Source organism: Algorimicrobium echini (assembly GCF_900115185.1).
GTDB lineage: Bacteria > Bacteroidota > Bacteroidia > Flavobacteriales > Flavobacteriaceae > Algorimicrobium > Algorimicrobium echini.
Window position 1 is genome coordinate 536297 of the sequence record NZ_FOVN01000001.1, and the last position, 15361, is coordinate 551657.

Genomic DNA, 15361 nt, shown 5'->3' on the forward strand with positions numbered 1-15361 from the left:
ACTTTAAACCAAAAATACTATATTTTATTGTATTTTTGGTTTTATTAATTAGGCTTATTTAATGTTATTTAGCAGTCCGATATTTTTATTTATATTTCTTCCATTAGTCCTACTTGCCTATTTTTTAACACCTAAAAAACACAAAAACCTAACATTGTTGGTTTTTAGCCTCTTTTTCTATACTTGGGGAGAAAAGGAATTGGTACTTTTAATTTTGCTTTCTGCGCTTGTAGATTACAGCAGTGGTCTCATGATAAGTTCAGGAAAAAGAAAACTAGGCTTATACTCATCTATTATCTTTAATATTTCTATTCTCCTTTATTTTAAGTATGCTAATTTTATTTCTATTAATTTAATACAGCTTTTAGAAACCTTAAATTTAAGTTCAGAAAATGCTTTAAACTTTTCTAATATTGCTTTACCATTAGGTATAAGTTTTTATACGTTTCAAACAATGTCTTACACTATTGACGTATATCGTGGTCATGTAAAAGCTTCTAAAAACTTTATTGATTTTGCAACGTATGTTACTCTTTTCCCCCAACTAATTGCAGGCCCAATTGTAAGATATGCTATCATTGAAAAAGAATTAAAAAATAGAATAGTAACAACACCTCTTTTTTATCAAGGGATAGAACGTTTTATTATAGGACTATCTAAAAAAATGATTATAGCAAATAATTGTGCTTTTTTTGCCGATGCTGTTTTTAATTTACAGCCTTCTGAATCATCTTCCTTAATTGCTTGGTTGGGTGTAATAGCTTATAGCTTTCAAATATATTTTGATTTTTCTGGTTATTCCGATATGGCTATTGGGCTGGGTAAAATGTTTGGTTTTAATTTTCCTGAAAATTTTAATTTCCCGTATATTTCCAAATCTATTAGAGAATTTTGGCAACGTTGGCACATTACACTTTCTGCTTGGTTTAGAGATTATTTATATATTTCTCTGGGTGGAAATAGGCATGGTAATTGGCGAACTTATGCTAACTTAACCATCGTTTTTCTTATTACAGGTTTATGGCATGGCGCGAGTTGGACATTTGTTTTTTGGGGACTGTTTCATGGGTTTTTTCTTATTGTTGAACGCGTACTAAAACACCAAAATTTTAAAGCATTTTCTCCTATCATATCTCATATATATGTGGTAATAGTCTTAGCAATTTCATGGGTGTTTTTCAGAAGTGAAACCATCAGCGATGCTTTTCATTACGTAACAACTATGTTTAACTTTTCACTAGAATCTAATACCGCTTTTTTAAATTTCTATCTCACCAAAGAAGTGATTTTTGTACTATTTGCTGCACTCATATTATCTACTCCTATCTACAAAAAAATAATCTTTTATATTACAAACACTAACAGGTCAATAGGAATTGATAGATTATTCTTACCATTAAAGCTAGTAGGCCTATTTGTTCTCTTACTTATTTGTTTTAGTTATATGGCAACAGACTCATACAACCCCTTTATTTATTTCAGATTTTAATGGATAATAAAAAAAACATACAACTTATTTTTATCATCATTTTTTTACTGATGCTACTAACTCCTAATGTGGTTATGTTTTTTAATTTAGAAACAGCAGAAAACAATGAAAACAGGGTGTTTAAAGAAGTCCCAGAATTTAATTTTAACAAACCAATCCATTCAGTTACACAATTTAAAAATTATTATACAGAAAATTTTGGTTTAAAAACCACTTTAGTAAATAGTTATATCCATTTTAAATTTGAAGTACTGGGTGAAACACCACTACCAAATAAAGTTGTAAAAGGGCTAGATGATTGGTATTTTTTAGGTAACAGTTATAATAATACGCTTAATAATGCCTTTGGTAATAATCCTTTTAACGAGGAAGAATTAGAGAAAATTAGCAGAAGAGTTTCCGAGTTGAGAACTTATTTAAAAAAACAGAATATTGCATTCTATATCGTGGTTCCTCCTAATAAAAACAGTATTTACAAAGAGTTTTTACCATTCCAGTTAAAAAAGCACGAATCTAATTTAAGTGTATTAAAAAACTACTTGAAAACACATATAAATTTTGAAATCATTGATTTAACCGAATCCTTATTAGCCAAAAAAAACACCAATCAACTTTATTTAAAAACAGATTCCCATTGGAATGATTATGGCGCTTTTATTGGCTATCAAGAAACAATGCAAGTACTAAATCAAGATTTTAATATTCCAGTTGTTTCTTTAGAAGATTATGATATTCAACTAAATCCAGTTGAACAAGGTGATATTATAAAAATGATTAACCTTAACATTGAAGAATTCGCTTTAAAATTCACAAAAAAAATACCAACTAGCAATGGTGCTCAAAATGAGCATCTTTTTATGTATTACGATTCTTTTTCCTATGCGTGGATGCCGTTTTTTAATGAGAGTTTTACCACTATAAATTATATTAAAAACTACACCATTAGAAAAAAAGAAGTTGAATCCAAAAAACCAACTATTATTATCTTCGAAATTGTAGAACGTAATATTGACCTACTACTACATAAAAAAAGCCTCCTAGAAAACTAGCAGGCTTTAAAATTTTTATTTTGTTGTTGTATTAAACAACACCTTGCGCTAGCATTGCATCGGCTACTTTAACAAAACCAGCAATATTAGCTCCTTTTACATAATCTATGTAACCATCTTCTTGTCTACCAAACGTAACACACGAGTCATGAATGGCATCCATAATTTGATGTAGTTTAGCGTCAACCTCTTCACGAGTCCAGTTATAACGTAATGAGTTCTGACTCATTTCTAAACCAGAAGTTGCTACACCACCAGCATTAGATGCTTTTCCAGGGGAAAACATCACTTTCGCTTTCTGAAAAGCTTCAATAGCTTCTGGCGTTGTAGGCATGTTAGCACCTTCGGCAACTACAACCACATTATTATTTATCAAAGCATGTGCTTCGTCTCCATTTAATTCATTTTGTGTCGCACAAGGCATGGCCACGTCACAAGACACAGACCAAGGTCTTTCACCACTATGGAAAGTTGCAGATGGATATTTGTTTAAATAATCACTAATACGACCTCTTTGAACATTTTTAATATCCATAACGTGTGCTAATTTTTCAGCATCAATTCCAGCTTCATCATAAATATATCCTGAAGAATCAGACATAGTTACAACTTTACCACCCAATTCTGTTGCTTTTTCGCAAGCATATTGAGCTACATTTCCAGAACCTGAAATAACTACCGTTTTTCCTTTAAATGAATCTCCTTTGGTAGCTAACATATTTTGTGCAAAATACACACAACCATAACCTGTAGCTTCAGGGCGAATTAATGATCCACCAAATGAAATACCTTTACCTGTTAACACTCCAGTAAATTCGTTTCGTAAACGTTTATATTGACCAAACATATAACCCACTTCACGGCCACCAACACCAATATCTCCAGCAGGCACGTCGGTATTCGGACCAATATGGCGGAATAATTCAGACATAAATGATTGGCAAAAACGCATCACTTCATTATCACTTTTCCCTTTCGGATCAAAATCTGATCCTCCTTTTCCTCCACCCATTGGTAATGTGGTTAGAGAGTTCTTAAATACTTGTTCAAAACCTAAAAACTTTAAAATGCTTAAGTTTACAGACGGGTGAAAACGCAAACCTCCTTTATAGGGTCCAATTGCAGAATTGAATTCCACTCGAAAACCTCTATTTACTTGAGTTTGTCCTTGATCATCAATCCAAGGCACTCTAAAGACAATTGTGCGTTCTGGTTCTACCATACGCTCTAACAACATTTTTCCCTTATATTTAGGGTTATTTTCAATAAAAGGAATTACCGTTTCAGCAACTTCATGTACAGCTTGTAGGAATTCTGGTTCATGACCATCTTTCTTTTTTACTAGGTTTAAAAAAGCGTCTATTTTATCTTTCATTTACTTTTCTATTTAAAAAATTTTACAATAATTAGCTATGTGGCTGCAAATATACGTTATCTTTAAAAAACAATACTTATTTTTTTATATTTCATAATTGTAACATCTTGAAAATAATTTGTTTATTTGTGAGTTTAATATATACATTTAGACTTGTAAGCAATAAATAAATTTGGGTAATTAAGCCTATTTTATATATTTGTTAGTAATTTGCTCTAAATACATGAAAATCAGACTATGTTCAAATTGAAACTATTAACTGTTTTTTTATTCCTGTTTGCTGGTTTGCAATCTGGGTTTTCTCAATTAGGATTTTCACATGAAATTGGTGCTATAGTTGGACCTGTTCAGTTTAGATCGGATTTTGGTGTTCGTAATCATGAAGGTACCAATTACGGAAACTCCGGTTTTGGTATTGGTATTGTTCATTATATAAATTTTGCTTACCGAGCAGATTGTAACTGCTACTCTACCGATACCTATTTTAATGATCACTTTAAATTACGAAGTGAAATATCTTTCAATAAAACAAAATTAGATCACCATGGCCAATGGGCAGAAGGTAGTGGCGAAAATGCAGAAAAACTACGAAGACATACTGGTGAAGCAAATAATTTTGACATTGGTATGCAACTGGAATATTTCCCGTTGAGCATTAGAGAATTTCAATCTTTTAGTTACCGATTAGCTCCATTTATAAGTCTTGGTGCTCACTATACCTCGTATAATCCTAAAGCCTATACTACATATGTTGATCCGGCCACTGGCATAGCAGATAACAATATTCTTAATGCTAATAATTTTTGGGACGCTTGGGAGCCAGGCTCTATCAATCCCTCTTCGGGAAGTGCTTGGTCCATGGTAACAAGTGTCGGTGTCCGTTATAAATTAACCACATTATCAGATTTAATGTTAGATTTACGTTTACAAACGTATTTTAGTGATTGGATTGATGGCTTAAACCACCAACTAGAATCTAATAAAAATAACGATTACCTCTTATGGCTTAACGTTGGATACATTTATTATTTAGATTAAAAACGAACATCCTAAACAACCTCATTTTTTCTGATATGTTATCCGATAGCTTGTTTTAAATCGGCAATCAAATCATCTACATCTTCAATACCAACACTTAACCTTATTAAAGAATCTACCACACCTGTTTTTTCGCGTTCTTCTTTAGGGATACTAGCATGCGTCATACTTGCTGGATGACCCGCTAACGACTCTACTCCACCTAAAGACTCGGCCAAGGTGAAAATTTTCAAGTTCTCTACTATTTTTATGGCTTCCTCATAATTATTCCCTTTGGTAGTAAATGAAATCATACCACCAAAATCTTTCATTTGTGTCTTGGCTATCTCATAGTTAGGGTGATTTTCAAAACCTGGCCAATACACGTTTTCAATTTTATCATGCTCGCTTAAATATTTAGCAACAGCACGACCATTTTCACAATGACGCTGCATTCTAATGTGTAATGTTTTAATACCTCTTAAAACTAAAAAACTATCCTGTGGTCCACAAATAGCTCCACTTGCATTTTGAATGAAGTATAATTTATTAGCAAGTTCTTTATCCTTTACCACCAAAACACCGAGTACAACATCACTATGACCACCCAAATATTTGGTAGCAGAATGCATAACAATGTCAGCACCTAAATCTAATGGTTGCTGTAAATATGGTGTTGCAAAAGTATTATCAACAGCCAATAATAAATTATGTTTTTTGGAAATGGCCGCACAGGTCTTAATATCAATAACACGCATCATTGGGTTGGTTGGTGTTTCCACCCATATTAGTTTGGTGTTTTCTGTTACATATTTTTCAATATCACTGGCATTTCCCATGTCAACAAAGTGAAAGATAATTCCTAATTCTTGAAATATAGCTGTAAATAAACGGTAAGACCCACCATATAAATCGTTTGTAGAAATAACCTCATCTCCCGGTTTTAAGAGTTTTATTACGGCATCAATTGCTGCCAATCCCGAACCAAAAGCCAATCCGTAATTACCATTCTCAATACTAGCAACGGCATTTTCTAATGCTGTTCGGGTAGGGTTCTTGCTCCGTGAATACGCATACCCTTTATGACTTCCAGGAGTACTTTGCGCATACGTTGTTGTTTGATAAATAGGAGGCATAACGGCTCCAAAAGCAGGATCTACTTTTTGCCCACCATGAATGGTTTTGGTATTAAATTTCATAATTTTAAATTTCTAAAGTTTTGCTTGAAAAGACTTTGTTTATAGCTAACAACAAATATTTAACACAGAAAAACTCATCATATTCAATTCTATTATAACAAAGTTAGAGTTATATTCGGTGTATTCAAATGCAATAATTATCTTTAGTACTAAATTAACGTCTCTCCTTTATGCGAAGTATTTTCTACCTTTTATGTTTATTATTTATCGTTTTATCCTGTCAAGAAGAAGCTGCTATTACCTTTTCAGAGGAAACCTTTACCACGAGCCAAAATAAAATTGTTGAAATTAATATTCCCATTGCCGAAGGTAGGGATGCCGTAAAAAACAATATTAACAAATCCATAGAAGAGGTAATAAGCGCAAGCTTACGTTTAGATAAAGAATTAGAAGCTAAAAATAAGTCTATTTCAGAAAGCATCGATATGTTTAATTCTGAGTATGCTAGTTTTAAATCTGAATTTCCTGATAGCGCTATAGAATGGGAAGCACAGATTGATGGTGAAATCATGTATCAAACTGATGCTGTAATTTCGGTAGCAATTACCAGTTACTTAAATACAGGCGGTGCACATGGCAGCTTGGTAATTACATTTCTAAATTTTGATGCTTTAACAGGTCAATCATTAGAAAACGAACAATTATTTAACGATTTTAACGCTTTTAAAACACTAGCTAAAGATTACTTTAACGACCACATAGCCGATAAAAAGGAGCTCTATTTTGAACCTGATAATTTTATACTTCCATCAAATATTGGTTTTAATGACAGCGGGATTATTTTACTTTACAATAGTTATGAAGTGGCTCCGTATTCTACAGGTTTAACTGAATTTACAATTCCTTTTGATGCCATTATGCCTTACTTAAATTACATGTGATTTTTCTAAGGAGCACGGATTTATAAAATTAGCCTTTTGAAATGGTGTATTTATTTTAAATGCATTTACTTTGCTCCTTTAAACTTGCATTTATACCATGAAAAAAGTCTACTACCTAAAAACTTGCAATACCTGTACACGAATTATCAACGCTATCAATTGGCCTTCTGGTTTTGTATTCCAAGACATCAAGCAAAACCCAATAACCGTCAAACAAGTTGAAGCCATGCACCAACTTTCAGGAAGTTATGAAGCGCTTTTTAGTAAACGTGCCAAATTGTACAAGGAAATGGATTTAAAAAACGCCAATTTAACTGAAACCGACTTTAAACAGTATCTGTTAGAACATTATACCTTTTTAAGCCGACCAGTTGTTATTATTAATCATCAAATTTTTATTGGAAGTTCTAAAAAAACCATTGAAAATCTAAAAGCAGCTTTAAGTGAATAGCACACGGATTTTTGCTCTTTTTGCCGTTTTCATGGTTCAGGTTATTTATGGTTTCACGTTCACCTTTGCCAACGATGTGATAGATGATGGACACATAAAACCATTTGGTTTTATTGTACTTCGTGTTTTTGGAGCCTGCATTCTTTTTTGGCTGTTGAGCATCTTTACTCCCAAGCAAAAAATTGATAAACAAGATTATATCAAGTTTTTTGTAGCTTCCATTTTCGGGATTGCCTTAAACATGCTCACATTCTTTAAAGGCTTTGAATATACAACTCCAATCCACGCTTCAGTTATTATGACTGTAGTGCCAATTGTGGTGCTAACACTGTCAGCCATATTCCTAAAAGAACGGATAACCAGTCTTAAAATATCTGGAATTGTTTTAGGTTTTGCAGGCGCTATAATTTTAAGTATTTATGGGAAATCTACTCAAATTGGTGATAATATTCCATTAGGAAACCTCTTGGTTTTCATCAATGCGGTTTCGTATAGTATCTATCTAATTCTCATAAAAAAAATAACCGAGAAATACCATCCGTTTACCTTTATAAAATGGTTATTTTTATTCGGATTCATACTCGTATTACCGTTTGGTTACAACGAAGTTCTTTACATAAATTGGTATGAATTTTCACCTTACATCACCTTTTCGGTGCTCTTCGTTATTATTGGAGCTACTTTTGCCACCTACTTATTAAACCCTATTGCTTTACAACATTTAAAAGCATCAACCGTTAGTACGTTTTTATACCTCCAACCGGTTATTGCTGGAATTTTTGCTGTATTAATGGGAAGTGACACCATGAATGTAGTGAAATTTGTAGCAGCCGGACTGATATTTGTAGGCGTATATTTAGTAACTAAAAAACCAAAATTAAAGACTTAAATGCACCGGTTTTTTACTACCCACTCGCGTGTCTTCTTTTGTTAAGTACTGAAACTTTTTTGTTTTCGGGAACGTTTCGGCTACTGTTAATAACTCATCAGGTAATTCAACCAACTTACGTGTTTTTAAATCCATCCAAGCACCAAGCATTTCACAATGTGCTATATTTTCACCTTTATGATTGTAGAAATTATGATCAAATTTAAAAAACATACCATCTTTACTTAATCCAGAAACCTCCAAACTTACCGTTAATGGTTTTCCCATAAACACTTCTTTAAAATAATACATGTGCTCGTAAAAAACCACTGGACCTATATTAAAATGTGCAAGTTCTTTCATAGAAAACCCTTTTTCTATTAAAAAAGCCATTCGGGTATGACTCATAAAATTGGTATAAGCACTGTTTGCTAAATGTCTGTTGGCATCTACATCGCTCCAACGAATTTCGAATTGTTTGGTATACATTTTATAAAAATTAAGTTGCAAAACTACATAAATCTATGTGCTACACATAATATTCGCTCACAGTTTTCTAAACCTTCAGTTTTAATTACCTTTGTACAACTTTATTTAAGAATTATGATACATTCAATGACTGGTTATGGGAAATCTGTTTTACAGTTACCAACCAAAAAAGTAACGATTGAGGTAAAATCGTTAAACAGTAAAAACCTGGATTTGAATGCTAGAATGCCTTCAATTTATCGAGAAAAAGAATTGAGTTTACGCAAATTAATTGGCAATCAATTAGAGCGTGGTAAAATTGACTTTTCTATTTACGTTGAAATGACTGGCGAGGAAACTAGTACACAAATCAATAAACCAGCTGTTAAGCAATACATGAAACAGCTTAAAGAACTTGTGGATGGTGATGAAACTGAACTCCTAAAAATGGCTGTTCGGTTTCCGGATGCGTTAAATACGGAACGTGACGAAATTGATGAAAACGAATGGCAAGCTATATTAGATGAAATTAAAATAGCCTTGAAAAATATTGACACCTATCGTTTAGATGAAGGAAAAGCTCTTGAATTAGACTTTAGAAACCGTGTTAATAACATAGCCGATATTTTAGAAATGATCATTGCTATGGATCCCGAACGTATTGTAGGTGTTCGTGAGCGTTTACGAAAAGGGGTAGAAGAATTAAAAGAAAAAGTAGACGAAAATAGATTTGAGCAGGAATTAGTTTTCTACATCGAAAAATTTGATATCACAGAAGAAAAAGTGCGCCTAAAAAATCATCTAGATTATTTCCTGCAAGCCTTAAATTCTGCCGATTCAAACGGTAAAAAATTAGGCTTTATAAGTCAGGAAATGGGTCGTGAAATTAACACCATTGGCTCAAAAAGTAATTATGCACCCATGCAAAAACTTGTGGTGCAAATGAAAGATGAATTAGAAAAAATTAAAGAACAACTCTTAAACGTATTATAATAGATAATCCATTTCTATTCGTTTGTAAAATAAATTACTTTGACACAGCAAACCAACAACCAAACAGGAAAACTTATTGTATTCTCTGCTCCTTCAGGATCTGGAAAAACCACCATTGTCCGTCATCTTTTAGGGTTAGACGCTTTAAATTTGGAGTTTTCTATTTCGGCTACCTCTCGTGAAAAACGCGGTGACGAAATAGACGGTAAAGATTATTATTTTCTGTCGGCCCAAGCGTTTAAAAACAAAATTAAAGCGGATGAGTTTCTGGAATGGGAAGAAGTATATCGTGATAATTTTTATGGCACTTTAAAAACGGAAGTGGAACGTATTTGGGCGCAAGGTAAACATGTTATTTTTGATATTGACGTCTCTGGCGGTTTACGTATTAAGCGAAAATTCCCAAAGGAAACTCTCGCCATTTTTGTAAAACCACCCAGCATTGACGAATTAAAAATTAGACTTAAAAAGCGACAAACCGAAAGTGCTGACAAAATTAATATGCGTATAGCTAAAGCATCGGCAGAATTAGCTACTGCACCCCTTTTTGATGTTATTATTGAAAATGATAACTTGGAAAAAGCTCTTAAAGAAGCCGAAAGTTTGGTATCTAATTTTTTAAAATCTTAAATAGCTAACATGAAAATAGGCTTATACTTCGGAACCTTTAATCCTATTCATATTGGACATCTTATTATTGCCAATCAGCTTGCTGAACAAAGCGATTTGGATCAAATTTGGTTAGTTGTTACACCACAAAGTCCGTTTAAAAAGAAACAATCCTTATTGGATAACTACCAACGTTTGGAAATGGTTTTTCGTGCTACCGAAGAGTATGATAAACTCCAACCAAGCGACATTGAATTCTCCTTACCACAACCCAATTACACGGTAAATACCTTGGCTCATTTACAGGAAAAATATCCGCAACATGAATTTTCTTTAATTATGGGTGAAGACAATTTAAAGAGTTTTCACAAGTGGAAAAACTACCAAGTTATTTTGGATAATCACGATATTTACGTGTATCCAAGAATTTCTGAAGGAACCATTGAAACCCAATTTGATGGCCATAAACGCATTCATCATATAACTGCGCCTATTATAGAGCTATCTTCTACATTTATCAGGCAATCTATAAAAGACGGAATCAACGTTAAACCCATGTTACCACAAACCGTTTGGCAGTATATTGATGAGATGAACTTTTATAAATAAACCCCTTTAGTTGACTATAAAATGGGAATTTCAATACTATTTATAGCCTGCTCATAAACCATAATATCTGCTTGAACTACAGTAGCATTTGGTTGCATGGTTTCTTTAAACAACTTTTTATAATAACCCACACCTACTAATAAATTACTTTTGAAAGTTGTCCATTTTTTAATTTGCTTTACGGTTACATCATCTGTAAACGTAGCGATGTCGTTCTTTAAATAATTCACATACATTTTTAGCTCTTTTACAAACATATTTGGTCTGTAAGCATCCGATAAAACAGATGTTTTTCCATAAATATGCTTAACCATTTGTGCCAATGAAACCTCCTTGTCAAAATAAGCCAAATTGGGTCCAGGACAAATTACCACACCTTGCTGCTGCCCTTTTATTGGCATATCATTTTCTAGATAAGACGCATTGGCAAGGCCAACACAAAGGCAGGCTTTTTCAGTGATTTTGTTTTTTGTCATTTCAAAAACAGTAGCCGTCAACGTTGCTTTTCTTGCCTCCAATTCCTCCAATTTTACATCCTGATATTTTTTGGATGCCGTACATATACCTTCTGGACCAAACTCTTTACTCAAGGCTAAAAACTTTTTAGGACAGGAACTTCCCGCTTTGTTATTCTCAATACGTGTTTGTTTGTAAAACTCGTTAGATGTTCCCTTAATGGTATTAAAAGGCACGCCTAACGGTGAAATGTTACTTAAATACAAATCGGATTCTTTAGCTTCTGCCAATAGCTTACGTGTTTCGGTATCCACAGATGTTGCCTCTGGAACTAATAGAAATGGACTTCCCCAACCAACAGAATCTACTTGGTAGTTGTCAATTAAAAAATCGTGTTCCGCAGCTGTACCAACACCGCCTTGAACGGTTATTTTTATGCCTAATGGTTGTTCTGGAATACATAACGCTTTTTCCGTTAATGCTTTTACAAAAACGCTATGTGTGTCTTGTATTAATTCTACTTTTTTACTTTTAAATTCTTCTAAAATGGGTCCCAATAAATGCCCTTCTGTAGCAAAGGCATGACCACCACAATTTAAACCAGATTCAATTCGGTATTCGGAAACCCAAAGCCCTTTTTTGGCTAAAAATTTTCCCTGAATTATAGCTGAACGAAAATCGCTTACTTTTAAAATAATTTTCTTTTTTATCTGATTTTTTGCGTTGGGATAAAAATCTTTGAAATTCTCAAAATAACTATATAATCTTGGATTCATACCTGCTGAAAGTACCACAGACGAACTTAAATTACTATTAGCAAAACCGCGAAGTGAGGCATGTGCATCATTAAATTCTACTGGTAATTGTTCTGATTTATAAAAGTTTTCTTTATCGATTTTCGTCATGATATTCACATCTATTTCACCAGCAGATAAATGAGAATCTACATAGTTTTTAATGGTATCTTTAAGCATCAAACCTTCATCTAACAAATTTGAAAGCCCTAGCTTAATGCTGGATTTATTGGGAAGCATATCAATAAAATTCTCTAAAGCCGATTTGCTTCCTGAAATTTCTTCTTTAAATTTTGAAAACTTGTTTTTAACAATGGTATCCACCAGGTTTAAATATGCTGTAATACGTTTAGCGCGATAATCGTCCACTTTTTTAGAAATTTCCTGATATGGCAAACTAAATTTTTCACTATAAAAAGCGTTCATGCGCTCTAAAAGCTCATCGTCAATAATAGATATTAGGGATGAAATCCCGTATTGCGCCACACGAATAGGACTATCAATAGTATAGGCTAAACCCATAACAGGAATATGGAAATTATGTGTGTGGTTGGATGCTATCATGATGTGTAATTTATAAAATAATTAAGCTGTAAAAGTGCTAAATGTAAATCACTCAAAAGATGATAAATATCATACCTTTTAGTCTTTTATTGTTTTCGGTTAAAAAAAATTCGTATAGAGTCTGTATAAATTATTATTAAATAATAGCTTTTGTAGCCAATACAAGCATCTAAATATGAAATAAATGGATGTATTAAAAAGGAAATAAAAGCCTTAAATTGTTAAAGACATTATTAACTACAGGCTAAAAAACTATAATTTTAACTTATAACCATGGAAAACAAACAAGACAATAAGAAGAAATACGGAAAATTTTTTGCTATGATCGCGACCTCTATGGTTGCAATGTTTTTACTGATGTACACGCATTCCTATCAAGTTATTGACCATTTTTGGTTTAGCGAAACTCGCCTATTTATGACCATCATAATGGGTGGTTCGATGATAATTATCATGCTTGCTTATATGCTAAATATGTATAATAGTAAAAGCGCCAACACGGCAATATTTGGACTTGGAGCAATGATGATAATTGGTGCAATTTGGTTAGTTAGAAGTCAAGTAACCGTATCTGATACCGACTATATGGAAGGTATGATTCCTCATCATTCAATAGCCATATTAACTAGTGATAGAGCAGTAATTAAGGATGTTAGAGTCCGTAAACTTGCAGACAAAATTATTAAAGCCCAGCGAAAAGAAATTATGGAAATGCAATGGCTAATTAAGGATATAAAAGAAAATGGAATTGTTGAAACAGAGAATGATAGGTTACAGAGAGCTGTACCAGAATTTAAAGGCCAATTAGAGAAAGAAACAAAAAATATTGAAAAGTAAAACTTTGTCTTAAACCAAAAGAAGAGCTATAAAACCACCACAAGTCGTATACACCGATGTAACCATTTAAAAAAAACGTCCAAATTAAAATTGTTATTGGTTCAGGTTTTAATATTAATTGGAATAATAACTACGATTTATATATTTGAGGGACATATAATTTCAAAAGAAGAATTCTTCTATAAACTGGTAGAAAATTCATTTTAAGAATCATGTGTTGGTATTGTTAAATAAAAATTATTACCTGAAGAAGGAGTAAGAAATGTTATATTACTCAAAAAAACGGAAGCAATTAAATAATAATAAAACGTTTGGTTTTAAAACCATTATTTATAAATCACTTAATGGTTATTTATTCAATATTTCGGTTAATATTAAACACCTGACGTTATGAGTATTACCATTTATTTCGTCCAGATTTTGCAATAGTAAGAGCTAATTTTTAATTTTAATCAGACTATCTTACGTTCATCAATTTCAAGAATAATTATGAAAAAATCTGTTTTCTCTTTAATCCTAGTAGTCTTTATTAGTCAGATCCTAATAGGACAGGAATATAGCGTCTATAAACCGAAAATTGATACCGCTTTCGTGTCATCTCATTTGGGCTACGAAAAAAAAATAGCCATTATCTTGCCAGATGATTGGCAAGGTGATAATCAAAAAAAATATCCGCTTATTATTATTTTTGATAAACAAAACCAAAGAAGTCACAATCAAATAATACACACAATAGACTATTTAACGGCTGCCGAGCAGATGCCTCGCTCAATCATTATTAGTATTGAGTCTGATAACTCTAAACGAATTAATGAAGCTAAAAGTTCTATGTCACCCCAAAGCGGGAAAGCACATCTGAATGAAAAATACCTATTTAATGAGATTATAAAACTTGCCGAAACAAAATTTAAAGCAAGTCAATTTCGAGTCTTAATTGGTCATTCTTGGTATGGCCATTTTACCACAGCCATGTTTACTAAAAATATTAATAACGTAACGGCTGTTATTGCTTTAGATCCTTTTTTTAATCAAAAAAACGTGTCTTTAATAGACTCCATTTCAGCACTAGATAAACTTACTATGCCGCATACAAAATATTATCGGTATGCTATAGGGAAAGATTATCCAGAAGATTATAAAGCAATTGAACAGGTTAAAAATAACATTACAAATACTAAAATAAACATTAACGGTACCTATTTCCCTAACGCTTTTCATAATGCTATACCAGGGTTAGGAATTGGAGAAGCTTTGTATGACATATTTGAATATTGGTCCATTCAGCAATACACATTTTTCAACGCCTCCAATAAGCAAGCAGATCTATTTACTGAATTAAAAAACAATATGATAAACCATTATGGGCATAACTTGCATTTTTCGATAGGCGTATTAAACGGAAAAGGTTGGGGCTTCTATAATGACAAGGATTACCAAAAAGCTATAGACGTTTGGAATGAACTTATTAGTCAGTATCCAAGTTTTTCAGAAGCGTATTTATACATCATAGATGCTCAAAAACAATTAAACCTTGATACTTCAAACACTATAATCAAATTCAAAGATAGCTTACAACGTTCTCTATTTTATTCATATGAAGAAAAAAAAGAGCTCTTAACTGAATTGAATTAATTAATAATTTGCCTGTATTACTGGAAAACGGATTATAATTAAACCATAGAAAAAAAATTCACCAAAACCG

Annotated in this window: 15 protein-coding genes; 11 read left to right on the forward strand and 4 right to left on the reverse strand. The window is 32.5% G+C overall.

The genetic code is table 11. The features are described 5' to 3' along the window. The first annotated feature begins 61 nt into the window (after positions 1-61). Both BM239_RS02455 and BM239_RS02460 read left to right on the forward strand, forming a co-directional pair. The gene (locus BM239_RS02455) at positions 62-1489 is read left to right on the forward strand and encodes an MBOAT family O-acyltransferase (protein ID WP_092206057.1); all 1428 of its coding nucleotides are present in this window, start codon (positions 62-64) and stop codon (positions 1487-1489) included. Beyond that, entirely contained in the window at positions 1489-2538 is a 1050-nt protein-coding gene (locus BM239_RS02460; RefSeq protein WP_092206058.1) for an alginate O-acetyltransferase AlgX-related protein, read from the forward strand. The genes BM239_RS02455 and BM239_RS02460 overlap by 1 nt, the downstream gene beginning before the upstream one ends. Before the next feature lie 31 nt (positions 2539-2569). Here the strand turns inward: BM239_RS02460 and gdhA are convergent, their stop codons facing one another. Further along, complete coding sequence (gdhA, locus tag BM239_RS02465) at positions 2570-3913, reverse strand: NADP-specific glutamate dehydrogenase (protein ID WP_092206059.1); 1344 nt, start codon at positions 3911-3913, stop codon at positions 2570-2572. 237 nt (positions 3914-4150) lie between these two features. On the opposite strand from gdhA, the gene BM239_RS02470 reads away from it, so the two are divergent. Beyond that, positions 4151-4951 carry a THC0290_0291 family protein gene (locus BM239_RS02470; protein ID WP_092206060.1) on the forward strand — a complete coding sequence of 267 codons (801 nt, stop codon included), beginning with the start codon at positions 4151-4153 and terminating at the stop codon, positions 4949-4951. Between the two features lie 38 nt (positions 4952-4989). Here the strand turns inward: BM239_RS02470 and BM239_RS02475 are convergent, their stop codons facing one another. Next, positions 4990-6129 carry a cystathionine gamma-synthase gene (locus BM239_RS02475; protein ID WP_092206061.1) on the reverse strand — a complete coding sequence of 380 codons (1140 nt, stop codon included), beginning with the start codon at positions 6127-6129 and terminating at the stop codon, positions 4990-4992. Between the two features lie 170 nt (positions 6130-6299). On the opposite strand from BM239_RS02475, the gene BM239_RS02480 reads away from it, so the two are divergent. The 3 genes from BM239_RS02480 to BM239_RS02490 all read left to right on the forward strand — a co-directional run bounded on the left by BM239_RS02480 (position 6300) and on the right by BM239_RS02490 (position 8350). After that, entirely contained in the window at positions 6300-7010 is a 711-nt protein-coding gene (locus BM239_RS02480) for a DUF3298 and DUF4163 domain-containing protein (RefSeq protein WP_092206062.1), read from the forward strand. 97 nt (positions 7011-7107) lie between these two features. Beyond that, the gene (locus BM239_RS02485) at positions 7108-7461 is read left to right on the forward strand and encodes an arsenate reductase family protein (RefSeq protein ID WP_092206063.1); all 354 of its coding nucleotides are present in this window, start codon (positions 7108-7110) and stop codon (positions 7459-7461) included. Continuing rightward, entirely contained in the window at positions 7454-8350 is an 897-nt protein-coding gene (locus tag BM239_RS02490) for a DMT family transporter (RefSeq protein WP_092206064.1), read from the forward strand. Before BM239_RS02485 ends, BM239_RS02490 begins: the two co-directional genes overlap by 8 nt. Here the strand turns inward: BM239_RS02490 and BM239_RS02495 are convergent. After that, positions 8339-8818, reverse strand: a complete 480-nt coding sequence (locus BM239_RS02495) for an acyl-CoA thioesterase (protein WP_092206065.1) — start codon at positions 8816-8818, stop codon at positions 8339-8341. The genes BM239_RS02490 and BM239_RS02495 overlap by 12 nt on opposite strands. 114 nt (positions 8819-8932) lie before the next feature. Here BM239_RS02495 and BM239_RS02500 point away from each other — a divergent pair, with 114 nt between their 5' ends. From BM239_RS02500 to nadD, 3 genes are read left to right on the forward strand one after another with little or no spacing between them, the layout of a single operon-like run. Beyond that, positions 8933-9790 (forward strand): YicC/YloC family endoribonuclease, encoded by an 858-nt coding sequence (locus BM239_RS02500; RefSeq protein ID WP_092206066.1) that lies wholly within the window; start codon positions 8933-8935, stop codon positions 9788-9790. A gap of 39 nt (positions 9791-9829) precedes the next feature. Further along, positions 9830-10420 (forward strand): guanylate kinase, encoded by a 591-nt coding sequence (gene gmk / locus BM239_RS02505; protein ID WP_092206067.1) that lies wholly within the window; start codon positions 9830-9832, stop codon positions 10418-10420. A 9-nt stretch (positions 10421-10429) separates the two neighbouring features. After that, positions 10430-11008, forward strand: coding sequence for a nicotinate (nicotinamide) nucleotide adenylyltransferase (gene nadD / locus BM239_RS02510; protein ID WP_092206068.1), 579 nt, complete (start codon positions 10430-10432; stop codon positions 11006-11008). A gap of 14 nt (positions 11009-11022) precedes the next feature. Here the strand turns inward: nadD and BM239_RS02515 are convergent, their stop codons facing one another. After that, on the reverse strand, positions 11023-12822 hold the full coding sequence (locus BM239_RS02515) for a hypothetical protein (RefSeq protein ID WP_245758176.1): 1800 nt from the start codon (positions 12820-12822) through the stop codon (positions 11023-11025). Between the two features lie 273 nt (positions 12823-13095). Here BM239_RS02515 and BM239_RS02520 point away from each other — a divergent pair, with 273 nt between their 5' ends. Then, positions 13096-13659, forward strand: a complete 564-nt coding sequence (locus BM239_RS02520) for a DUF305 domain-containing protein (RefSeq protein WP_092206069.1) — start codon at positions 13096-13098, stop codon at positions 13657-13659. Between the two features lie 489 nt (positions 13660-14148). After that, complete coding sequence (locus BM239_RS02525) at positions 14149-15291, forward strand: alpha/beta hydrolase-fold protein (RefSeq protein ID WP_092206070.1); 1143 nt, start codon at positions 14149-14151, stop codon at positions 15289-15291. Positions 15292-15361: the final 70 nt, after the last annotated feature.

Excerpts from the sequence above, each read along its gene's own strand:
- BM239_RS02495 (WP_092206065.1), bottom strand. The coding sequence starts at position 8,818 with ATGTATACCAAACAATTCGAAATTCGTTGGAGCGATGTAGATGCCAAC.
- BM239_RS02520 (WP_092206069.1), top strand. The coding sequence starts at position 13,096 with ATGGAAAACAAACAAGACAATAAGAAGAAATACGGAAAATTTTTTGCT.
- BM239_RS02460 (WP_092206058.1), top strand. The coding sequence starts at position 1,489 with ATGGATAATAAAAAAAACATACAACTTATTTTTATCATCATTTTTTTA.
- nadD (WP_092206068.1), top strand. The coding sequence starts at position 10,430 with ATGAAAATAGGCTTATACTTCGGAACCTTTAATCCTATTCATATTGGA.
- BM239_RS02475 (WP_092206061.1), bottom strand. The coding sequence starts at position 6,129 with ATGAAATTTAATACCAAAACCATTCATGGTGGGCAAAAAGTAGATCCT.
- BM239_RS02485 (WP_092206063.1), top strand. The coding sequence starts at position 7,108 with ATGAAAAAAGTCTACTACCTAAAAACTTGCAATACCTGTACACGAATT.
- gdhA (WP_092206059.1), bottom strand. The coding sequence starts at position 3,913 with ATGAAAGATAAAATAGACGCTTTTTTAAACCTAGTAAAAAAGAAAGAT.
- BM239_RS02470 (WP_092206060.1), top strand. The coding sequence starts at position 4,151 with ATGTTCAAATTGAAACTATTAACTGTTTTTTTATTCCTGTTTGCTGGT.
- BM239_RS02525 (WP_092206070.1), top strand. The coding sequence starts at position 14,149 with ATGAAAAAATCTGTTTTCTCTTTAATCCTAGTAGTCTTTATTAGTCAG.
- BM239_RS02500 (WP_092206066.1), top strand. The coding sequence starts at position 8,933 with ATGATACATTCAATGACTGGTTATGGGAAATCTGTTTTACAGTTACCA.
- BM239_RS02455 (WP_092206057.1), top strand. The coding sequence starts at position 62 with ATGTTATTTAGCAGTCCGATATTTTTATTTATATTTCTTCCATTAGTC.
- BM239_RS02515 (WP_245758176.1), bottom strand. The coding sequence starts at position 12,822 with ATGATAGCATCCAACCACACACATAATTTCCATATTCCTGTTATGGGT.
- BM239_RS02480 (WP_092206062.1), top strand. The coding sequence starts at position 6,300 with ATGCGAAGTATTTTCTACCTTTTATGTTTATTATTTATCGTTTTATCC.